The 20,936-nt window shown below is 71.6% G+C and carries 21 protein-coding genes; 11 read left to right on the top strand and 10 right to left on the bottom strand.

Annotated elements, in window-relative coordinates:
* Positions 1 to 3: 3 nt before the first annotated feature.
* Positions 4 to 831, bottom strand: a complete 828-nt coding sequence (locus tag Pta02_RS04100) for a TIGR03619 family F420-dependent LLM class oxidoreductase (protein WP_203873281.1) — start codon at positions 829 to 831, stop codon at positions 4 to 6.
* Between the two features lie 176 nt (positions 832 to 1,007).
* Between Pta02_RS04100 and Pta02_RS04105 the strand changes: the two genes are divergently transcribed.
* The 3 genes from Pta02_RS04105 to Pta02_RS04115 are packed head-to-tail and all read left to right on the top strand — an operon-like array spanning position 1,008 to position 3,953.
* Entirely contained in the window at positions 1,008 to 1,802 is a 795-nt protein-coding gene (locus Pta02_RS04105) for an alpha/beta fold hydrolase (protein ID WP_203873282.1), read from the top strand.
* Complete coding sequence (locus Pta02_RS04110) at positions 1,799 to 3,049, top strand: LLM class flavin-dependent oxidoreductase (RefSeq protein WP_203873283.1); 1,251 nt, start codon at positions 1,799 to 1,801, stop codon at positions 3,047 to 3,049. The genes Pta02_RS04105 and Pta02_RS04110 overlap by 4 nt, the downstream gene beginning before the upstream one ends.
* Before the next feature lie 13 nt (positions 3,050 to 3,062).
* On the top strand, positions 3,063 to 3,953 hold the full coding sequence (locus tag Pta02_RS04115; RefSeq protein ID WP_203873284.1) for a TIGR03619 family F420-dependent LLM class oxidoreductase: 891 nt from the start codon (positions 3,063 to 3,065) through the stop codon (positions 3,951 to 3,953).
* Between the two features lie 28 nt (positions 3,954 to 3,981).
* On the opposite strand, the gene Pta02_RS04120 is transcribed toward Pta02_RS04115, so the two are convergent.
* On the bottom strand, positions 3,982 to 4,527 hold the full coding sequence (locus tag Pta02_RS04120) for a TetR/AcrR family transcriptional regulator (RefSeq protein WP_203873285.1): 546 nt from the start codon (positions 4,525 to 4,527) through the stop codon (positions 3,982 to 3,984).
* 101 nt (positions 4,528 to 4,628) lie between these two features.
* On the opposite strand from Pta02_RS04120, the gene Pta02_RS04125 reads away from it, so the two are divergent.
* Genes Pta02_RS04125 through Pta02_RS04135 form a run of 3 tightly spaced genes read left to right on the top strand, consistent with a single transcriptional unit; the run spans position 4,629 to position 6,276 of the window.
* On the top strand, positions 4,629 to 5,045 hold the full coding sequence (locus tag Pta02_RS04125) for an SRPBCC family protein (protein WP_203873286.1): 417 nt from the start codon (positions 4,629 to 4,631) through the stop codon (positions 5,043 to 5,045).
* Positions 5,046 to 5,080: 35 nt separating this feature from the next.
* A complete protein-coding gene (locus Pta02_RS04130; RefSeq protein ID WP_203873287.1) occupies positions 5,081 to 5,899 on the top strand; it encodes a HipA family kinase in 819 nt (272 codons plus the stop codon).
* Entirely contained in the window at positions 5,896 to 6,276 is a 381-nt protein-coding gene (locus Pta02_RS04135; protein WP_203873288.1) for a DUF3037 domain-containing protein, read from the top strand. The genes Pta02_RS04130 and Pta02_RS04135 overlap by 4 nt, the downstream gene beginning before the upstream one ends.
* 24 nt (positions 6,277 to 6,300) lie before the next feature.
* On the opposite strand, the gene Pta02_RS04140 is transcribed toward Pta02_RS04135, so the two are convergent.
* The 4 genes from Pta02_RS04140 to dxr form a co-directional block, all read right to left on the bottom strand.
* Complete coding sequence (locus Pta02_RS04140) at positions 6,301 to 7,143, bottom strand: GNAT family N-acetyltransferase (protein WP_203873345.1); 843 nt, start codon at positions 7,141 to 7,143, stop codon at positions 6,301 to 6,303.
* Positions 7,144 to 7,227: 84 nt separating this feature from the next.
* On the bottom strand, positions 7,228 to 8,802 hold the full coding sequence (locus Pta02_RS04145) for an alpha/beta hydrolase (RefSeq protein WP_203873289.1): 1,575 nt from the start codon (positions 8,800 to 8,802) through the stop codon (positions 7,228 to 7,230).
* A gap of 156 nt (positions 8,803 to 8,958) precedes the next feature.
* A complete protein-coding gene (gene ispG / locus Pta02_RS04150; protein ID WP_203873290.1) occupies positions 8,959 to 10,122 on the bottom strand; it encodes a flavodoxin-dependent (E)-4-hydroxy-3-methylbut-2-enyl-diphosphate synthase in 1,164 nt (387 codons plus the stop codon).
* A gap of 36 nt (positions 10,123 to 10,158) precedes the next feature.
* Entirely contained in the window at positions 10,159 to 11,343 is a 1,185-nt protein-coding gene (gene dxr / locus Pta02_RS04155) for a 1-deoxy-D-xylulose-5-phosphate reductoisomerase (protein WP_373872337.1), read from the bottom strand.
* 184 nt (positions 11,344 to 11,527) lie between these two features.
* Between dxr and Pta02_RS04160 the strand changes: the two genes are divergently transcribed.
* A complete protein-coding gene (locus Pta02_RS04160; protein ID WP_203873292.1) occupies positions 11,528 to 12,541 on the top strand; it encodes a trypsin-like serine peptidase in 1,014 nt (337 codons plus the stop codon).
* Positions 12,542 to 12,592: 51 nt separating this feature from the next.
* Positions 12,593 to 13,642, top strand: coding sequence for a trypsin-like serine peptidase (locus Pta02_RS04165; RefSeq protein ID WP_203873293.1), 1,050 nt, complete (start codon positions 12,593 to 12,595; stop codon positions 13,640 to 13,642).
* A 571-nt stretch (positions 13,643 to 14,213) separates the two neighbouring features.
* On the opposite strand, the gene Pta02_RS04170 is transcribed toward Pta02_RS04165, so the two are convergent.
* Positions 14,214 to 14,543 (bottom strand): putative quinol monooxygenase, encoded by a 330-nt coding sequence (locus tag Pta02_RS04170; protein WP_203873294.1) that lies wholly within the window; start codon positions 14,541 to 14,543, stop codon positions 14,214 to 14,216.
* Between the two features lie 64 nt (positions 14,544 to 14,607).
* Between Pta02_RS04170 and Pta02_RS04175 the strand changes: the two genes are divergently transcribed.
* On the top strand, positions 14,608 to 14,967 hold the full coding sequence (locus tag Pta02_RS04175) for a MerR family transcriptional regulator (RefSeq protein WP_203873295.1): 360 nt from the start codon (positions 14,608 to 14,610) through the stop codon (positions 14,965 to 14,967).
* Between the two features lie 258 nt (positions 14,968 to 15,225).
* On the opposite strand, the gene Pta02_RS04180 is transcribed toward Pta02_RS04175, so the two are convergent.
* A complete protein-coding gene (locus Pta02_RS04180; RefSeq protein ID WP_203873296.1) occupies positions 15,226 to 16,653 on the bottom strand; it encodes an aldehyde dehydrogenase family protein in 1,428 nt (475 codons plus the stop codon).
* 213 nt (positions 16,654 to 16,866) lie between these two features.
* Between Pta02_RS04180 and Pta02_RS04185 the strand changes: the two genes are divergently transcribed.
* Complete coding sequence (locus Pta02_RS04185) at positions 16,867 to 17,526, top strand: TetR/AcrR family transcriptional regulator (protein WP_203873297.1); 660 nt, start codon at positions 16,867 to 16,869, stop codon at positions 17,524 to 17,526.
* A 65-nt stretch (positions 17,527 to 17,591) separates the two neighbouring features.
* Entirely contained in the window at positions 17,592 to 18,434 is an 843-nt protein-coding gene (locus tag Pta02_RS04190) for an SMI1/KNR4 family protein (RefSeq protein ID WP_203873298.1), read from the top strand.
* Here Pta02_RS04190 and Pta02_RS04195 read toward each other — a convergent pair.
* Together Pta02_RS04195 and Pta02_RS04200 are read right to left on the bottom strand one after the other, a co-directional pair.
* A protein-coding gene (locus Pta02_RS04195; protein ID WP_373872338.1) for an IS5 family transposase occupies positions 18,431 to 19,325 on the bottom strand; the annotation gives its coding sequence in 2 pieces (ribosomal slippage) (positions 18,431 to 18,922 and positions 18,924 to 19,325; 894 coding nt in all). The two genes, Pta02_RS04190 and Pta02_RS04195, sit on opposite strands and share 4 nt — an antisense overlap.
* A gap of 78 nt (positions 19,326 to 19,403) precedes the next feature.
* Complete coding sequence (locus tag Pta02_RS04200; RefSeq protein ID WP_307837445.1) at positions 19,404 to 20,873, bottom strand: PucR family transcriptional regulator; 1,470 nt, start codon at positions 20,871 to 20,873, stop codon at positions 19,404 to 19,406.
* Positions 20,874 to 20,936 lie beyond the last annotated feature (63 nt).

A 20,936-nucleotide genomic window follows, 5' to 3' on the forward strand; every position in this document is an offset into this window, starting at 1 on the left:
CGACTATAACGTGATGAACCCGGCGTAGTCGTCGAGCACGCGCAGCACGCGGTCCGCCGGAGCGCTGGGCAGGCTCAGCACGACCTCCTCGATGCCGTTCTCCGCGTAGTAGGCGAGCTTCTCCTCACTCGGCAGCGTGCCGAACGGGATCACCTTCGCCATCGGGCGCTCCGCCTTCTCGCAGGCCTCGCGCAGGGCCGGGAGCGCGGCCCGCACCCCCCTGCCGCCGATCGGCATCCAGCCCTCGGCGTACTCGGCGACGTGGGCGAAGAGCTTGGGCCCCGCCGCGCCGCCGAGGTAGACGGGCGGCCCGGAGACCGGCTTGGGCCATGACCAGGAGGGCTCGAAGCGCACGTGGCGCCCCTCGAAGCCCGCCTCCTCCCGGCTCCACAGCTCCCTCATCGCCAGCATGTGCTCGCGCGCGACGTCCCTGCGGGAGCCGTACGGCACGCCGTGGTCCTCGATCTCCTCCACGTTCCAGCCGAACCCGATGCCGAGCACCACCCGGCCGCCGGAGACGTGGTCGAGGGTGGCCACGGCCTTGGCGGTCACGAGGGGCTCGCGCTGGGCGACGAGCATGATGCCGGTGCCCAGGGAGATCCGCTCGGTCACGGCGGCGGCGGTGGCCAGGGCCACCAGCGGGTCGAGCGTGCGCCGGTACTCCTCGGGGAGCGTGTCCTGGCCGCCGGCGGGGGGCGTGCGGCGCGAGAGGGGGATGTGGGTGTGCTCGGGCAGGTAGAGGGAGGCGAACCCGCGCTCCTCGGCGGCCACGGCCAGATCGGCGACCGGCATCGCCGTGTCGGTGGCGAACATCGTGACACCCAGGCGCATGGCTGCCTCCGGCTCTCGTTGCGTTCCGCCCCGCCGGGCGGATCCTTGGTAAACCAAGCGATTGCTCGGTTATCATTCCTAGGGTAGCTTGCTGACGTCGCGGGAGACGAGGACGAGACGACCGCGACGCACGGCCCGGGCTGCCAGGGACACGGCGACCCTCACGGAAGGCGCTCATGGCGTTCACGGACTTAGGCGACGTACGGCTGTTCCACACCGACGACGGTGCGGGGGACACGACGCTGCTGCTCGTCCACGGCCTGGGGTCGGACTCCCACGAGTGGGTCCACCACATCCCGGCCCTGGCGGAGCACCACCGCGTGATCGCCGCCGACATGCGCGGGCACGGCCACTCCTCCGCCCCGGAGACCGGCAACACCCCCCGCGCGATGGCCGACGACCTCGCCCGCCTGTGCGCCCGCCTGGGGGTCGGCTCGTGCGTCGCCGTCGGCCACTCGATGGGCGGCCAGATCGTCTCCCACCTGGCGGTGGAGCATCCCTCGCTGGTGGAGGCGGTGGTCGCGGTCGACCCCGGGTACGGCTTCGCGGGCCCGGTGGCCGACGCCTTCCCCTCGATGATCGAGCGGATGCGCGAGGACACGCTGGCGGTGTCCCTGGCCAACGACCGGTGGACCTCGAACCCGGCCACCCCGCCGTGGCTGCGCGAGTGGCACCGGCGGCGGATCCTCGCCACTGCCCCGCACGTGCTGCTGCAGGCGTTCGAGGCGATGTTCGGCGGGCAGGACGCGCTCGGCGTCCGCCACAACTCCGACGCCTACCTGTCCCGCCGCACCTGCCCGGTGCTGGCCTTCTGGTTCGATCCGGCCCAGGCCGCGTGGGAGGCGGGTCTGCTCAAGGACCCCCGGTCCAAGGTCGTCGCCTGGGAGGGCAGCAGCCACCGGCTGCACGAGGAACGTCCCGGGGAGTTTCTCCTCGTCGTCACCAACTGGCTAAGGAGTCTGTCGTCGTGAAGTTCTCGATATTCCTCAATCCGCAGATTCCCGGCTCCGGATACTCCCAGGAGGACAACGCCGTCGCCAAGCGGCCGATCGGGCGCGACGTCGAGTCCTACCAGGCGCTGCTGCACGAGGTGCGTGAGATCGCGGTGCACGCCGACCAGATCGGCTTCGACGCGCTCATGATGACCGAGCACCACTTCCACTCCGAGGGCTTCGAGTTCTCGGTCAACCCGCTGATGTTCCTGACCGACCTGGCCGCCAGGACCGAGCGCATCCTGCTGGCGCCGCTGGGCATCGTGCTGCCGGCCTGGGACCCGATCCGCGCCGCCGAGGACGTGGCGCTGCTGGACCACTTCAGCAAGGGACGGCTCCGCCTGGGCGTGGCCCGCGGCTACCAGAACCGGTGGATGAACGTGCTGGGCCAGCGCTGGCACGCCGCCGCCGCCCGCTCCGACGGCTCGGCCTCCGACACCCGCAACTTCGACGTCTTCGGCGAGGTACTGAAGATCATGAAGATGGCGTGGACCCAGGACAGCCTGCGCTACAAGTCGGACGTGCTGGACTACGAGGTGCCCTCGCCGTACGAGGGGATCGAGGGCTGGCCGGCGCTGGAGTGGACGAAGAAGTTCGGCGCCCCCGGCGAGGTGGACGAGCAGGGCCGCATCCACGCCGTCTCCGTCGGGCCCAAGCCGTACCAGAACCCCTACCCGGAGCTGTGGCAGCCGTTCACCATCTCCGACCGCTCGGTGATCCGCGCCGCCCAGGAGGACATCCTGCCCTGGATGTTCACCCCGAACCCGGACGAGCACGCCGCCAAGGCCAGGCTCTACCAGGAGGAGTCGGCCAAGTGCGGCCGGGACTACAAGCTGGGCGAGCACACCGGCATCCTCAAGATCGTCGGCATGGCCGACACCCGCGAGGAGGCCATCGCCACCTACGGCAAGGGCATGCAGAAGGACTTCGCCGCCTTCTTCGGCCCGTTCGGCTATCTGGAGGTCCTGCGCAAGCAGGAGGACGACAAGCACAAGCCGATCAGCCCGGAGAAGGGCGACTACAAGCGCATGAACGAGGTCGAGATGGCCCTGCTGGGCGGTCCCGACGACGTCAAGCGCGGCATCCAGCGCATGCTCGACCGCATGCCCGACCTGGAGTGGTTCGGCCTGTTCATGCAGGGCCAGCAGGGCGTGCTCCCGCTCGACACCGTCAAGCGCAACCTGGAGCTGTTCGCCACCAAGGTCATCCCCGAGTTCGCCGACTGACCCCGGAGGATCTGTGCAGTTCTGGCTAGGGGCGTCCTTCGTTCCGACCGACCAGTTCACGGAGCTGGCCAGGGTGGCGGAGCGGTGCGGCATCCACACGCTCACGTTGTCGGACCACATCTTCTACGCCGACTTCGACTCCCCCTATCCCTACTCCGACACCGGCGCCCCCCGCTGGGACGCCGACACGCACTGGCCGGACGTGTGGGTGACGATCGGCGCGATGGCGGCGGTCACCTCGACCCTGCGCTTCTCCCCCAACGTCTACATCGCCCCGGCCCGCGACCTGTTCACCGTCGCCAAGCAGGTCTCGACGGCCGCGGTCCTGTCCGGGGACCGGGTGAGCTTCGGGGTCGGGGTCGGCTGGTGCAAGGAGGAGTTCCTCCAGACCGGCCAGGACTTCCACACCCGCGGCCGGAGGCTGGACGAGATGATCCCGGCGCTGCGGCGGCTGTGGGCCGGGGGCACGGTCGAGCACCACGGCACGCACTTCGACTTCGGCCCGCTGTCGATCTGCCCCGTGCCCGCCGCGCCCGTGCCGTTCTTCGTCGGCGGCGACAGCGAGGCGGCGCTGCGCCGCGCGGCCCGGCTGGGCGACGGCTGGATCGGCAACCGCATCTACACCGAGGAGCGGCTCGACGCGGTCCTCGCCGACCTGCGGCGCTATCTGCAGGAGTACGGCAGGCCGCAGGACGCCCTGGAGATCATCGCCCCGCTCGCCGTCATGCCCGACGCGGACACCTACCGCCGCTTCGCCGACAAGGGCGTCACCGGGACGATGGCCGCCCCCTGGTGGCTGGCCACCCCGCAGGAGAAGGAGCGGTACGGCAGGGGCACCCTGGCGCTCAAGACCGCCACCCTCGAACGCTTCGCCGAGGAGGTCATCGCGAAACTCGACCGTTGAGCGCCGGACGCGCCACGGGCCGGATCCCCTAACGGCCGGCGAGCCCCATCTCGGCCAGGGCCAGGTCCATGAAGGCGCCGATGGGCTCGGTGACGGCGCCGACCCTGTGCAGGGCGGCCATCCCCAGATAGACGCTGTAGCCCGCGACGGCGCGTCCCCGGGCGAGGCCGGGCGGCTGCCCGGCCTCCTCCAGGGAGGCCGCCATGAACTCCAGCCGCCGCGCGCTCACCCGGCGGGCCGTCTCGGCGGCGAGCGGGTCGTCGGCCGCGCTGATCAGCTGAAAGGCGATCTTGGCGTCCACCGGGTCGCCGAAGGCGTGCTCCAGCAGCGTGCGCATGCGCAGGGCCGGATCGGGGATCTCCAGCAGCTCGGCGATGATCTCCTCGCTGGAGGCCTCCCAGCGGCCGAGGGCGGCCTCGACCAGCGCCCGGCGGTTGGCGAAGTGCCAGTAGAAGCTCCCCTTGGTGGCGCCGAGCCGTACCGCCACCGGCTCCACCGCGACGGCCGCCAGGCCGCCCTCGGCCAGCGCCTCCAGCGCCGCTCCCGCCCAGTCCTGCGCGCTCAACCGTCCCACCTGGCCAGTCTTCCATGCGCGGGCGTATGGCGGGGGCGGCCGGCCACCCTTCCATACGCAGGCGTATAGTCAAACCATACGCAACCGTATGGAGGTGGACCGTGGTCTACAACATGCACGAACGCGTCGTCCCGGCATCCCCCGAGCGCGTCTGGGACCTGCTCATGGGACTGGGCGGCGAAGGGGACCGGCTCTGGCCGCAGGAGAAGGGCCGGTTCCACCTCCCCGAGGGCGTCAGGCCCGGCGCCCCCGTCGAGCACGACCCGATGCGCTACACGGTCGGCGCCGTCGAGCCCCATCGCCGGATCTGGTTCGACACCGAGGAGATGACCGGCGGGCACGGCTTCACGCTCCGCCCGGTCGAGGGCGGCACCCTCGTCCGGCACGAGATCAAGGGCCGCACCACGGGATTGTTCCGGCTGCTGTGGCCGGTGCTGATCCGCTGGCAGCACGACGCCGTCCTGGAGCGGCTCCTGGACAACCTGGAACGGGAGGCCCGCCGCGTCGGCGCCGGCTGACGGGCCACGCCCGGGTGAGCCGATAGCCTGGCCCGGTGCTGGAAGAGATCACGGCGACCCGTTACGTCACGCCGCTGCGTGAGGGCGGGTCGCTGCCCGGGGTGATGGAGGCCGACGACCTCGGCACCTACGCCGTGAAGTTCCGGGGGGCCGGGCAGGGCCCCCGGGTGCTGGTCGCCGAGGTCGTCTGCGCCGAGCTGGCCAGGCGGCTCGGCCTGCGCACCCCCGAGCTGAAGGTGATCGGGGTCGATCCGCAGCTGGGCGCCCGCGAGCCCGACGAGGAGATCCAGGACCTGCTCAAGGCCAGCGCCGGGCGCAACCTCGCCGTCGACTTCCTGCCCGGCGCCCTGGGGTTCGAGCCGCTGGCCTGGCCGCCGGACCCGGTCTTCGCCTCCCGGCTGCTGTGGTTCGACGCGCTGATCCACAACGTCGACCGCAGCTGGCGCAACCCCAACCTGCTGCTCTGGCACGGCGACGTCTGGCTGATCGACCACGGCGCCGCGCTGTGGTTCCACCACAACTGGCGCACCGCCGACCCGCAGCGCGGCTTCGACGCGGGCGACCACGTCCTGGCCCCCTTCGCCACCGCGATGGACGAGGCCGACGCCGAGCTGAGCGAGCGGATCACCCCCGAGCTCCTCGACGCGGTGGTGGCCGAGGTGCCGGACGAGTGGCTGGCCGGCGAGCCGGGGTTCGACGACGCGCAGGCCGTACGGCATGCCTACACCGAGCACCTGCTCGCCCGCGCGCACGGGCCGCGGCAGTGGCGGCCGGAGCCGGGAACGGGGACCCCCGCCCCGCGCGAGAACAAGAGGTCCGGCTCGGTCGGCGCGTTCTGGAAGGGCATCCGATGAGAGACGTCTACGAGTACGCCGTCATCCGGGTCATCCCCCGCGTCGAGCGGGGCGAGCTGATCAACGCGGGCATCCTGCTCTACTGCCAGCCCCGCGACTACCTGTGCGCCAGGGTGGAGCTGGACGAGGCGCGGCTGCGCGCGCTGGACGCCCACGTGGACCTCGACGGGGTACGGCACGCGCTCGGCGCCTATCCCATCTCCTGCGCCGGCGAGACCGGCCCGCTGTCCGCGGAGCCGCTCGGCAGCCGGTTCCGCTGGCTGACCGCGCCGCGTAGCACGATCGTGCAGGCCGGCCCGGTCCACGCGGGTCTCACCGAATCCCCCGAGGCCGAGCTGGAGCACCTGATGACCCGCCTGGTCAGGACGGCCGTCTGACCCGGCCGTCCGGCGGAAAGCGGGTCAGAAGAGCACCGACATGAAGGTGTCGACCTCTTTGAAGCCCGCCCTGCGGTAGGCGGCCCTGGCCGGGGCGTTGTAGTCGTTGACGTACAGCGAGACCACCGGCGCGAAGCAGTCGAGGGCGTACTTGACCACCGCGGCCATCCCGGCCACCGCGTGACCCTTCCCACGGTGGTCGGGATGCACCCAGACCCCCTGGATCTGGCAGGCCAGCGGGGTGACGGCGCCGATCTCCGCCTTGAAGACGACCGTGCCGTCCTCGATCCGGGCGTAGGAACGGCCGATGCGGATCAGCTCGGCGACCCGTGAGCGGTACAGCGCGCCGCCGTCGCCCGCCTCCGGGGAGACGCCCACCTCCTCGGTGAACATCGCCACGCAGGCCGGCAGCAGGATCTCGAACTCCTCCGGCCGCACCCGCCGTACCAGCGGGTCGGCCGGCACCGGCGAGGGCGCCGAGATGGCCATCAGCGGCTGCGCCCAGCGGATCGCCCGGGCGGGTCCCCAGGAGGGCTCCAGCCGCTCCCACAGCAGCTCGACCGGGCCCGCGGGCCCGACGATCGACGAGCAGCGGCGCCCCTGCCTGCGCGCCCGGTCGGCGAAGGCGTGCACGGCCTCGGGACCGGCGTTCACCGGGACCAGGTTGGCTCCCGCGTAACACAGAGAGGTCAGACCGCCGCGCGGGCCGAACCCCCACATCTGACCACCGAGCCGGGCCGGATTGAGCCCGACCGAACGGACCCTGGAGGCGACGAAGACGTTGACGACGGGGTCGGCGTCCAGAAGCGCCAGGACCTCGTCACGATCGTTGTCGTCGAGCACGCGCGACGCCGTTGTACGCAGCATCACCCGCCCAGCCTACGCGACCCCCTCGATTTTGGCAGGAACCCACGCATGACCGGCGTGAAGTGCCATCTCGGGCGGCGGCCGTCACCGGCCCTGCCCGGCCTTGCGCTGCGCCAGGGGGATGGCCCGCTGCTCCGGCTGCGGTTCCGGGGTCGCCGCGCAGCGCGCGTCGGCGCCGGAGTCGCCCGCGGGGCGGGGCAGCGTGCCGTCCCTGAGGTAGGCGGCCAGGATCCGGTCGGCGCACTGGTTGCCGGCGAAGGAGACGCCGTGGTTGCCGCCGGGCTCGACCACCAGCCGGGAGCGCGAGAAGATCCTGCGCAGCTCCAGCGCCCCGGAGTAGGGGGTGGCCGCGTCGCGCCGGGACTGCAGGAGCAGGATGGGCGGGAGCTTCCTGTCGTCCTGGATCCGCACCGGGGAGCCGGCCGGGCCGGGCCAGAACACGCACGGCGCGTTGTACCAGGCGTTCGACCAGGCGAGGAAGGGCCGGTCGGCGTGGATCGCCGCCGTGTCGGCCCGCCACCGGGTCCACTGACGCGGCCAGGCCGCGTCGCTGCACTGCACCGCCAGATAGACGGCGTAGCCGTTCTCGCTCTCGGCGTCGCCGGCGGCGTACCGGCGGTGGGCGGCCAGCAGGGGCGCGGTGTCGCCACGCCGGACGTAGGCGGACAGCGCCTTGGCCAGCTCCGGCCAGACCATGTCGGAGTAGCCGCCGACGGTGTAGATGTCGTCGAACTCGCTCGGGCCGATCACGCCGCCCGCCGGGCGGGTGCGCAGCCGCTCGCGCGTGGAGTACCAGGCGAAGGAGACCGCCTTGCGGGTCCCGCCCAGCCGGTAGGCGTCGTTGTGGCGGGCCGTCCACCGCAGGAAGTCCTGGTGCCGCCGGTCGAAGGCGACGTTCTGGCTGAGGTTGGCGGTGTACCAGACGCGCCGGGGGTCGACCACGCTGTCCAGTACCAGCCGCTTGACCCGGCCGGGGAAGAGCGTCGCGTAGACCGCGCCGAGGTAGGTCCCGTAGGAGTAGCCCAGGTAGCTGATCTTGGGCTCGCCCAGCGCCCTCCGGATCGCGTCCATGTCCCGGGCGGAGTTCTCGGTGGTCATGTGGGGCAGCACCCAGCTCCACCGCATCTCGCACGCCTCGGCGTACTGGCGGGCCCGGCCCAGGAGCAGCGACTCCTCCCGGGTGCTCCCGGGCACGTTGTCCGGCCGCGGGGCCGCGTAGTGCTTGCGCGGGTCCATGCACCGCAGCGCGGGCTCGCTGCGGCCCACCCCGCGCGGGTCGAAGCCGATCACGTCGTAGCGGTCGGCCAGCCCCGGGGGCAGCGCCGCCGCGACCCGCCTGGCCAGGCTGCGCCCGGAGGCCCCCGGCCCGCCGGGGTTGACCAGCAGGACGCCCAGGTGGTCGCGGTCCCGGGAGGCCCGGCCCTTGATGCGGTTCAGGGCGATGGAGATCGTCTGGTACGGCTCGCGGTAGTCGAGCGGCACCCGGAGCGTCGCGCACTCCACCCCCGGGTCCGCGGGCTCCCGGCCACCCGCCCCGTCACACGGCCCCCAGATCAGCCTCCCGATCCCCGGGTGAACCTGCGCCACCGCCTGCGGCGGCGCTCCGACGGTGACGGCAAGCATCAATGCGACGCCGGTGACCCCCACGACCCTCTTCACTGGGTCTCTCCCCTCGCTGGTGCCAGAGGAGATGGTCCCTCGGAAGGCGTCGCGGGGAGGGGTCATCCGGGCAGACGATTACCAATATGTAGTCAATCGATTGCCAGGTGTAATCATCCCGGGCCCGGCGCAGACCGCCGCAGGAACGCGGGCAGGTCAGCGCACGACGACCTCGGGGCCGGAGGCGTCGTCGAGGTCGACCTCGACGCCCATCTCCTCGGCCAGCCGCAGGGCCTCCTCGATCAGGGTCTCGACGATCTGCGACTCGGGCACGGTCTTGATGACCTCGCCCTTGACGAAGATCTGGCCCTTGCCGTTACCCGAGGCGACGCCCAGGTCGGCCTCGCGGGCCTCGCCCGGGCCGTTGACGACGCAGCCCATGACCGCCACCCGCAGCGGGACCTTCAGGCCCTCCAGCCCGGCCTGGACCTGCTCGGCCAGGGTGTAGACGTCGACCTGGGCCCGGCCGCACGACGGGCAGGAGACGATCTCCAGGCCGCGCTCGCGCAGGCCCAGCGACTCCAGGATGCCGATGCCGACCTTGATCTCCTCCACCGGCGGGGCCGACAGCGAGACGCGGATGGTGTCGCCGATGCCCTCGGCCAGCAGCGCGCCGAAGGCCACCGCCGACTTGATGGTGCCCTGGAAGGCCGGGCCGGCCTCGGTGACGCCCAGGTGCAGCGGGTAGTCGCACTGCTGCGCGAGCAGCCGGTAGGCCTGGATCATCACGACCGGGTCGTTGTGCTTGACCGAGATCTTGATGTCCCGGAAACCGTGCTCCTCGAACAGCGAGCACTCCCACAGCGCGGACTCCACCAGCGCCTCGGGGGTCGCCTTGCCGTACTTCTGCAGCAGGCGCGGGTCGAGTGAACCGGCGTTGACGCCGATGCGGATCGGCACCCCGTGGTCGGCCGCGGCCTTGGCGATCTCGCCGACCTTGTCGTCGAACTTCTTGATGTTGCCCGGGTTGACCCGGACCGCCGCGCAGCCCGCCTCGATCGCGGCGAAGACGTACTTCGGCTGGAAGTGGATGTCGGCGATCACCGGGATCTGCGACTTCTTCGCGATGATCGGCAACGCCTCGGCGTCGTCCTGGGAGGGCACCGCCACCCGGACGATCTGGCAGCCCGACGCGGTGAGCGCGGCGATCTGCTGGAGGGTGGCGTTGATGTCGGCGGTGACCGTGGTGGTCATGGACTGCACCGAGACCGGCGCGTCACCGCCCACCGGGACGGAGCCGACCATGATCTGGCGGGAACGGCGTCGCTCGGCGATCGGCTTGATCCTGACCGAGGGGATACCGAGAGCAACAGAAGTCATTTTCAGCCCTTTGAAGAGTCGACGACGCGTTCCAGTCTAGGTAGTGGCGGTGAGCTCACGCGCCCGCGCCCGGGCCCAGGCGTCGGCCGCCAGGACCTCCTCGACCGAGCCCGCCCCGGTGACGTCGTGCTCGGCGACGACCGCGGCCACGGTGTCCACGATGCCCAGGAACGGCAGGCGTCCGGCCATGAACGCCTCCACGCAGACCTCGTTGGCGGCGTTGTAGACGGCCGGGGCCGTACCGCCCGCGGAACCGACGTGGCGGGCGAGCGCGACGGAGGGGAAGGCCTCCTCGTCGAGCGGCTCGAAGGTCCAGGTGTGGGCCGCGGTCCAGTCGACGGGGACGGCGGCGCCGGGGACCCGCTCGGGCCAGCCGAGGGCGAGCGCGATCGGCAGCCGCATGTCGGGCGGGCTGGCCTGGGCGATGGTCGAGCCGTCGACGAACTCCACCATCGAGTGGATGACCGACTGCGGGTGGACCACGACCTCGATCCGGTCGAAGCCGATGTCGAAGAGCAGGTGGGCCTCGATGACCTCCAGGCCCTTGTTGACGAGTGTGGCGGAATTCACGGTGATGACCGGGCCCATCGACCACGTCGGGTGGGCCAGGGCCTGCTCCGGCGTGACGTCCCCGAGCTCCTCGCGGGTCCGGCCGCGGAAGGGCCCGCCGCTCGCCGTGACGATCAGCTTCCGTACGGCCGCGGCGTCCTGGCCGGCCGGCCCGGCGGCCCACAGGCACTGGGCCAGCGCGGAGTGCTCGGAGTCCACCGGGATCAGCTGACCGGGCTTGGCCAGGCGCTTGACCAGCGGACCGCCGACGATGAGCGACTCCTTGTTGGCCAGCGCGAGCGTCCGGCCCGCCTCCAGGGCGGCCAGCGTCGAGGTCAGCCCGAGCGCGCCGGTGACGCCGTTGAGCACGATGTCGCACGGCCAGGTCGCCGCCTCGGCGACGCCCTCGGGGCCCGCCAGGACCTTCGCGCTCACGCCGCGGGCCGCCAGGGCCTCCTTCAGCGCGGGGACGGCCGACGGGTCGGCCACGGCCACGACCTCGGGCCGGAACTCGGCGGCCTGGCGGGCGAGCAGGTCGATCCGGCCGCCTCCTGCGGCCAGCGCCACCACCCGGAGGCTCTGCGGGTTGCGGGCGATGACGTCGAGGGACTGGGTCCCGATGGAGCCGGTCGAGCCGAGCAGGACGACGGAACGCGTGATGTCTGGCTGCACGGCCCCATTCTCGCGGGTGCCGTACACATGTCGAACCGGCATGGAGATCTGTGATGCCAGAAACGCACGGTGAATAGTGCTATTTACGCCCGAATCCTGCTATATCAATAGTCGCGAATTTTGAGAAATGCGGATATGCGGCGCACTAGCTTCCCGAACCAGCATCAGGTCTCGGGAGGTACAAATGCGCCGCACGGCACGCCTGGTTCCGATCCTCGCCCTCGCCGCGGGGAGCACCCTGCTCTCCGCGGCGGTCGCGCAGAGCGCCACCGCAGCATCCGCCGCCCCGCCCGCCGAGGAGGAGGCCGCCGACACCAAGAGCGAGCAGCGCGTCGTCCAGCGCTACTGGACCGAGGCGAAGATGGAGGCGGCGCTGCCGCTGGACGCCCTGGCCCCCAAAAAGGGCGGCGTGCGCCTCACCGCGGAGACGAACACCGCACAGGCTCAACCCTTCTCGGTCCCCGCCGACCCCGCAGACGACGTCGCGGACTCCCGCGCCGTCGCCGCCCGCGCCTCCGGCGGCTCGCCCTGGACGCGGGGCGGAGAGATAACCAAGACCGCCGGGCGGGTGTTCTTCACCTACCAGGGACGCAACGCCTCGTGTTCGGGCAACGCCGTCACCAGCGAGAACGAGAGCACCGTGATCACCGCCGGGCACTGCGTGAAGATGGGCGGGGCCTTCCACACCAACTGGGTCTTCGTGCCGGGTTACAACAACGGCGAGCGGCCGCACGGCACATGGGTGGCGACCACGCTCTACACGACCCCCCAGTGGAACAACAACGAGGACATCAACTACGACATGGCCGCCGCCGTGGTGGCCCCGCTGAACGGCAGGCGGCTGACCGACGTGGTCGGCGGCCAGGGCGTCGCCTTCAACCAGGCCAGGCGCCAGCAGATGCACGCCTTCGGCTATCCGGCCGCCAGCCCCTACGACGGCTCCAAGCTGATCTACTGCAGCGGCCGGGCCTTCGACGACTTCCTCGCCAGCCGCGACCTCGGCCTGAACTGCAACATGACCGGAGGATCCAGCGGCGGGCCGTGGTTCCTCAACTTCAACGAGAGCACCGGGCTGGGCACGCAGAACTCGGTGAACAGCTTCAAGTACAACTTCGCCAGCGGCTGGATGTTCGGTCCCTACTTCGGCGCGGAGGCCAAGGCCGTCTACGACGCCGCGCAGAGCACCGGCACGCCGTAGATTGCCGAAAGTAGCCACAACAACACATCGGGTAGTGCAAACTCGGCTCCTATGACCTCGAGCCTCGCCCTGCTTGTGGCCGCTTCCGTCGTCGCCGGACTGATGGGCGCCCCTTCCGCCGATGTGACGATCACAGAGAACCGCTCCTGGGTCGCGAGCGCCGCCCAGGCACTCCGGCCGCTCGGGACCGCCGTCCGCACCACCGCGACGATCCCGGGCGGGACCGACGTCGTCGAGCACGTGGCCGCCGGCAACGAGGCGGAGCGGCGCCGCGTGCTCGACTACTGGACCCCACGCCGGATGGCGGCCGCCCTGCCGATCGGCCTGCTCGGAACGCTGAAGGGAGCGCTCGTCGGTTCGAGCGCCCCGGCCCGCCACCAGGCCGCCCGGCCCGGCACCGGCGCCGGCGCCTCCACCGCCACCGGCGGGTCCCGCTGGACCACCGGCGGGCTGGTGGGCCGGACCACCGGGCGCGTGTTCCTCACCCTGGGCGGGGTCGACTTCGTGTGCTCGGCCAGTTCGGTGAAGGGCGCCAACAAGGACCTGGTCGTCACCGCCGGGCACTGCGTCAAGGACGGCACCGGCGCGTGGGCGGACAACTGGACCTTCGTCCCCGGCTACGACCGGGGCCGCCAGCCGTACGGGCAGTTCACCGCCCGCCGCATGTTCGTGGCCGGCCCGTGGTCCCGCAGCGCGGACGACAACCACGACGTCGGCATGGTCGCCCTCAACAAGAACGGCACCAAGCACCTCGCCGAGGTCGTCGGCGCCCAGGACATCTCCTTCGGCACCCCTCGCGGCCGCCAGACCTACGGCTTCGGCTTCCCCGTCGATCCCCCCTACAACGGCGAGCACCTGATCTACTGCGCCGGCCCCGTCCGCGCCGATCCCCACGACCAGACCGGGGACCAGGGCCTCGGCTGCACCATGACCGCCGGCTCCAGCGGCGGCCCCTGGTTCAGCGACTTCAACCCCGCCACCGGCCGCGGCGTCATCACCTCGGTGAGCAGCTTCAAGTACAGCGACGACCAGGGCACGATGTACGGCCCCTACTTCGGCGAGATCGCCAAGAACCTGTACACCATCGCCCAGAGCGCCTGAATCCGGCGCGTGGCGCCGGGTACGGCGTGTAGTCGGCGCCGGGTACGGCGCGGGTTCGAGCCGGGGCACCGGCGCCGGTACGGCGAGACGGTGGGCGGTGGAGGTCGGCGCCGTTCGTACGGCGGGCGGCCGGGGTGGCGGGGACGGGTGTTGCACCATCGGGGCGGGGGTGGGTGGGGCGCTGTGCGGGCGGGTGTTCCGGCCGGCCGTCTCAGCGGGCTTCTGGTGCATTCAGGCCTTCGGCCTGCCCGGGCGCGCGGGGTGCGGTCCTTTCATACGCCGGCCTGCACACCCGCCCGCTCCGCGCCCGTCTCTGCTCCGCCGTACCCCTGACCCGCCGTAGTGGCGGAACCTTCCCGGACGCCCAGGGTGCGCCGGGTGGCTGAAGCAATCGGTGGCGGGGCCGTTCGGGGCGGGCCGCCGTAGCTGAAGCCCACGGTGCGGGAAGGAGCGCAGGGCAGAAGCGTGGGGCAGGAGCGCAGGGCAGAAGCGTGGGGCAGGAGCGCGGGGCAGGAGCGTGGGGCAGGAGCGCGGGGCAAGTTACCGTGGCTGCGCCCCACCCGGAGGCGGCTTACACCGCGGCGGCCGGATGGGGGCTCCTCATCTCGCCGAAGTAGACCTCGGGTGCTCCTTCGATGTGGTTGGGCAGTTCGGCCATGCAGGCGCGCAGCAGCGGGGTCGCGTTGTGCCGGTCGAGGTCCTCTTGCGAGCGCCAGACCTCGTAGAGGAAGAACCGGCCGTCCTCCTGCTCGTGAAGGTGGTACTGAAGGCTGCCCTCATGCCCCCGGGACGGCTCGACGAGGTCCAGCAGGAGCCTTCTGAGCTCGTCGGCGTGGCCGGGCTTGGGGGTCAGGAATCCATACAGCGAAACGGGCGTCCGCGGCCTCAAGGTCGTCGTCATGTGATCGACGTTAGGATGTGACACCGGTGTCAGATTCAAGCCGCTTCTCTGTGAGGTGGGTCACATGAAGATCGGAGAGCTGTCCCGCGAAACGGGTGTGGCCGTCCGGCTCCTCCGTTACTACGAGGCCCAGGGGTTGCTCACCTCCCAGCGCAGCGAGGGCGGCCACCGCCATTACGGCCCGGAGGCCCCCGCCGCCGTCGCCCGCATCCGCGCCCTGCTCGCCGCCGGGCTGCCCACCAAGGTCATCCGCGAGCTCATGCCCTGCTTCGTCGGCGACGGCACCGAACTTCAGGCCTGCGTCCTCGACCACCTCAAGACCCAGCTGGCCGAGCTGGACTCCCACATAGCCGACCTCACCCGGGCCCGCACGGCTCTGGACGACATCCTCCGATCCTCCACCCGAGCCCTCGCCCACACCTGACCCGCAGACATCAGGTGCCCCCGTCGGGCACAGCTACGGCGGCCCGCCCTGAGGTCCTTCCCGTCGGCGAAGCCGCAAGGCGACGGCGGCCGACCATGAGCGGCCCCGCGCCCGCACAGCACGACCATGTCTCCCACCCCGGCAGGCCGGCCCCGCCCACCGAAGCCGCCCGCCGTACGAAAGGCGCCGAGCACCGCCGTCCGACGCCCCGCCGTACCGGCGCCGGGCCCTGCTTTGAATCCGCGCCGTATCCGGCGCCTACAGGGACAGGCCGGTGAGGACCATGACCTTCTCGTAGGTGTAGTCGGCGATGGCGGAGCGGATGCCCTCGCGGCCGACGCCGGAGTCCTTGACGCCGCCGTAGGGCATCTGGTCGGCGCGGTAGGACGGGACGTCGCCGATGATGACGCCGCCGACCTCGAGTTCGCGGTTGGCGCGGAAGGCCAGGTCGAGGTTGCGGGTGAACACCCCGGCCTGCAGGCCGTACTTGGAGTCGTTGACCGCCGCGAAGGCCTCGTCCGGGCCGGAGACGGTCTGGACGATCATCACGGGGCCGAAGACCTCCTCGCAGGAGACCTTGGCCCCGGTGGGGACGTCGGCCAGGACGGTCGGGGTGACGGTGGCGCCGTCGCGGGTGCCGCCGGTCAGGACGCGGGCGCCGGACGCGACGGCCTCGTTGACCCACTGCTCGACACGCTCGGCGGCCTCGACCGAGACCAGCGGGCCGACCTGGGTCTTCTCGTCGGCCGGGTCGCCGGTCACCAGGGCCTCGACGGCCGGGACCAGCCTGCCCAGGAACTCCTCGCGCACGGACTCCTCGACGATCACCCGCTGGACCGCGATGCAGCTCTGGCCCGCCTGGTAGTTGGAGAACAGCGCCACCCGGGAGGCGGCCCAGTCGAGGTCGGCGTCGGCCAGCACGACCGCGGCGGCGTTGCCGCCGAGCTCCAGGGTGACGTGCTTGCGCGGCACCTGGTCCATGATCGCGTATCCGACCGGGCCCGAGCCGGTGAAGGAGACCACCGGCAGGCGGGGGTCGGTGACCAGCGTGGAGGCGCGGTCGTTGGGCACCGGCAGCACGGAGAACATCCCGGCCGGCAGGTCCGTCTCGGCGAGGATCTCGCCGAGCACCAGCGCCGACAGCGGGGTGGCCGGGGCGGGCTTGACGATGACCGGCGCGCCGGCGGCGATGGCCGGGGCGACCTTGTGGGCGACGAGGTTGAGCGGGAAGTTGAACGGCGTGATCGCCAGGATCGGCCCGTACGGCACACGCGAGACATACGCCAGGCGGCCGGTCGCGGCGGGCTCGGTGTCCAGGCGCATCGCCTCGCCGCTCAGGCGGCGGGTCTCCTCGGCGGCGAAGCGGAAGGTGGAGACAGCACGGCCGACCTCGCCGCGGGCCCAGAAGAGGGGCTTGCCGTTCTCCTCCATGATGAGGCGGGCGATCTCGTCGGCGCGCTCGGCCAGGCGGCGCGAGACGTGGGCGAGGGCCTCGGCCCGCACGTGGATGGGGAGCGCGGCGGCCTCCTTGCGTACGGCGTCCGCCGCGGCGACGGCCTCCTCGACCTGGCCGGGGGTCGGTACGGAGCAGACGCCGACGGTGCGGCCGTCATGGGAGTTGGTCACGGTGAGCTCGCCGTCCCCGGTCGCGGGGCGGCCGGCGAGCCAGAAGGGGCGCACGTCCATGCTTCCGACCGTATGTCACCCGCGGGTACCGGGCCCTACTCCACTCCGCACAAGACCCGTGACATCGCTCGCCGTTCCGCATAAACATCACCCTCGATCTCCTGTAACGAAATAGGGATTATTAAGGGATATTTCTTATGGACGACGGTTTGAACGATCTTCACCCTGGCTAAGTCTCGTGTGCCACCCCCCAGATCGGAAAGGCGTGCCCCCATGACCTCCTCGGCGCCGCTCGGGTTGCAGGGCGCCTACATGCTCGGCGAGCGGGCCGGTCAGGACGAGTTGCGCGGCCGGCTCCTCGACGTGGCCAGCCGTCTTCTGGTCACCGTCGGGCCGGAGAGCCTGTCGATGCGGCGTATCGCCGGCGAGGCCGGATGTTCCACCACCGTCATCTACACCATGTTCGGCAGCAAGGAGGGCCTGGCCGAGGCCCTCTACCTGGAGGGCTTCGAGCGGTTCCGGCGGCGCCTGAACGAGGTGCCCGCCCGCAAGAACTCCCTTGAGCACCTCAACGCCCTCGGCCCGGCCTACCGGGAGGCCGCGCTGGCCGAGCCCGGCTACTACGGCCTGATGTTCGAGAAGGCGATCCCCGGCTTCACCCCCAGCGAGCGGGCCAGGACCCTGGCCAGGGCGGCGCTCAACGTCTTCGACCGGGTGATCGCCGACTGCATCTCGGCGGGCTATCTCGTCCCCACCCAGCCCAGGAAGATCGCCGACGCGCTGTGGGCGGCGGCGCAGGGGGCGATCAGCCTGGAACGTGCCGGTCACCTGCGCGACGGGCACGTCTACGAGACCGTCACCCGCGCCATCGTCTTCCGCTACATGGTCAAGCCCGCCCCGGAGCTGAGCGACTCCGGAGCCGCCCTGCTCTAAGGCCTGTCCTGTGAATCTTCTGACGCTGATTCAGCCAGCTCGTCGCTCGAAAATATGCTGAGAACGTGATCGATATCATCGGCCGGTGGCGGGCCTTCGAAAAGACGCTCCGCGACCGCGAGCTCGCCTGGGGATTGCACTTCGCCCCGGAACAACTCCGCTACGCCCGCTCCGCCGAGCATCCGCGCGGAGCTGGCGTGGATCACCTCCTCCCCGCCGACTACCGGGCGTTCGTTTCCGAGGTGGGATATCCGGTCATCGGGTTCGGCTACTACGACAGGGACGGGATCTCCTTCCTCCCGCCGGAGGCGATGGCGCGCCTCTCGGTCGACCTGCCCGACCCCGAGGATGCGTGGCCCGAGCCCGCCGACGATCGGCCGACCCTCTGCCGGCACGCCTTCTTCGCCGGATACGACCTGTCCGGGATCGAGGGCTACTCGTTCGGACCGGCGGCCGGCGGCGGCGAGCCGGTCGTCTGGCTGGTCGAGCGCGGCATGCCGCAGGAGGAGATCGGCACCTTCACCGAGTGGCTGGACAGGGAGATCTCCCGGCTGCACGCCTACGTCACCGCATTCGAGACCGATGAGATCGCCGCACTGCGTGAGAAGAACGGCGGCGAGGGCGACCCGCACCGGCTCCTCGACTACTCGCTGGGCGGCTCCTACGACCAGGCACCGTACACCGCCCAGGATCTGGACTTGGCTTGGGTGGAGTCGCAGGAGGGCTCCCCGTACTCCTACGGGCTGATCGACGGTACCGGTGCCTGGCGGATCCCGCTCGGGAAAAGGTTCCGCAGCGTCCTGCCGTTTCGCGACGGCGCCGCCGAGGTCATCCTCAACGCGCAAACCACCAGCTACGCAGGCCCATGGATCACGATCCGGCCGGACGGTTCACCTACCGGCCATTAGGGGCATGAAAGCCAGTCCAAAGCAGCGACCAGCAGGATCTGGCAGCGGTAGATGACCGCGCGCTTGGCATACCGACAGGCCAGCGCGCGGTACCGCTTGAGCCGCGCGATCGCGCGTTCCACCACGTTGCGTCGCTTGTAGATCTCCAGATCGAAGGCGTACGGCCGACCGCCCCGCGAGCCCCGGCTCCGGCGATGGGCCAGCTGGTCCTGCTTCTCCGGAATCGTGGCGGCGATCCGCCGACGGCGCAGATACCGGCGCGTGCCACGGGCGCTGTAGGCCTTGTCAGCGATCACTCGAAACCACCAGCCCTCCGGCCGCGGGTAGCCGACGGGCGGGCGCACCTGATCGATCAAGGGGATCAACCGCGGGTTGTCCCCGGCCTGGCCAGAAGACAAGATCACCGCCAGTACCCGGCACCAGGCGTCCACGGCCAGATGCAGTTTGCTGCTCAGGCCGCCCCGGGAGCGGCCCAGCGCTTCGCCGTCGACGGCGTCCACCGTCGCACCCGAGGCCCCGATGGGAGCGGTGCCCCCTAATCCGGGCACCGGCGGCATGCTGGTGCGCCCGGGTGACGGTGGAGTCGACCGCCACCTCATAGACGGCTCCGTCCAGGCCGCCTTCATCGGCCTGGACATTCGCTTTGACGTGCTCGAAGATCCGCTCCCAGGTGCCGTCGGCGCTCCATCGGCGCAGCCGCTCGTGCAGCGTCTTCCAGGGTCCGTAGCGGTCGGGGACGTCCCGCCAGGGCGCTCCGGTGCGGGCCTGCCACAGAATCCCGTTGATCACCTGCCGGTGGTCGCGCCACTGGCCGCCCTGGCCGCCGCCTTGCGGCAGCAGCGGTTCGATCTGCTCCCACTGCTGATCGGTGAGTTCTCCCCGGTGCACCATGCCTGCCACATCGGTGACCAGGCCGAACTCCTGAAGAGAAGATTCACAGGACAGGCCTTAGACCTCGGACGTCGGAGGTCAGAGGTTCAGCGCGACCCAGAGCTCGGCCCGGGCCGCGGGGTCGTCCAGGTCGCGGCCGAGGATCTCGGCGACGCGGCGCATGCGATAGCGCAGGGTGTGCCGGTGCACGCCGAGCCGCTGCGCCGCCGCGTCCCAGTGTCCGTTGCACGCCAGATAGGCGCGCAGCGACTCCAGCAGGTCGGCGCGGGAGCCGTACTCCCTCAAGGGTGCGAGCAGCGCCGCGGAGAATGCCGCGGCCGCTCCGGCGTCCAGCAGGGAGAGCAGTCCCTGCCCCGCCAGATCGGCGAAGCGCATGACCGGCTCACCGCCGCGGCGGGCCGCGGCGAGCGCCCGGTCGGCCTGGTCCAGGCCCGGGCCCAGCCGCTGATCGTCCACCGGGGTGCCGACGCCGACCGGTCCGTGACCGCACAGCGCCGCCGCCGCGGTCTCGGCGCGCTCGGCCGGCACGACGACGACCACCCGGCCGCCGGTGTCCGCCGCGAACGCCTCCCCCGCCGACTCCCTCGCCGCCTCCAGCACCGCCTCGGGATCGCCGCCGCAGGCCAGCACGGTCAGCGGCCCGTCCGCGAGAGCGCCGCCCAGCAGCTCCAGCGTCTCCCGCCCGGCCCGCGTCTCCCCGGCCAGCAGCAGCCGCAGTACGGCGGAGCGGACGCCGCGCTCGGCCTCCTGGTGCTCCCTGCCGTGTTCGAGCAGGAGGGTGAGCAGCGATCCGGCGGCGTTGACCACGGTGTGCTCGACCGGCGAGAAGGGCTTGCCGAGCCCGACCGCGAAGAACCCCCTGATCCGGCGGGCGCCGAGCGGCTGGACGACGACGTGCGCCCCGGGGGTGGAGAACGCGAGGCTGGAGGGGGTCCCGCCCTCGCGCGGCCGGCCGCGCAGGCGACCGAGCTCGGGGACGACGGCGGCCACGCCCGCGGCGCCCCTGCCCGCCGCGTGCCGTTCGGCTCCCGCCTCGTCGAGAAGGACGGCCCAGCCGCCGAGCTCCCGCGCCAGGCGCTCGATCACGGCCCGTGGCCCCTCGGGACGCAGAGCCGCGCGGGTGAGGCGGTTCTGGGCCGCGAAGGCCCGGGTGATCTCCTCGTACTGCTCGGCGGCGAGCAGGTCGCTGACCGCCTTGCCGATCGCGACGAACGGGGTCTGGCGCGGCACCTCGACCAGCGGCAGCCCCGCCCGGGAGGCGGCCGTCACCAGCTCGGCGGGGATCTCCTCGTGCCCCAGGCCGACGCCGAACCCCAGGCCGGTGACGCCCCGGGCGACCAGGCGCTCGACGTACGGCGCGGCGCCGGCGGCGTCCAGGCGCATGCCCGTGGTCAGGACGAGCTCGCCGCCCTCCAGGAACGGCGTGGGATCCTCCAGCTCGCTCACGGCCACCCAGCGCACCGGCCGGTCGAGCGCCTCGTGCCCGGCGAGCACGGCGAGCCCGAGCGGCAGGCGCCGCACGACGGTGCGCAGCGTCGGCGCCACCATCACCCCCGGTTTGTACGTTACGGCCAGAGCGATCCTCGCAATTTTGCCATAGTGCATCATCGG

The organism is Paraplanobispora takensis, assembly GCF_016863195.1.
GTDB classification, from domain to species: Bacteria; Actinomycetota; Actinomycetes; order Streptosporangiales; family Streptosporangiaceae; genus Planobispora; species Planobispora takensis.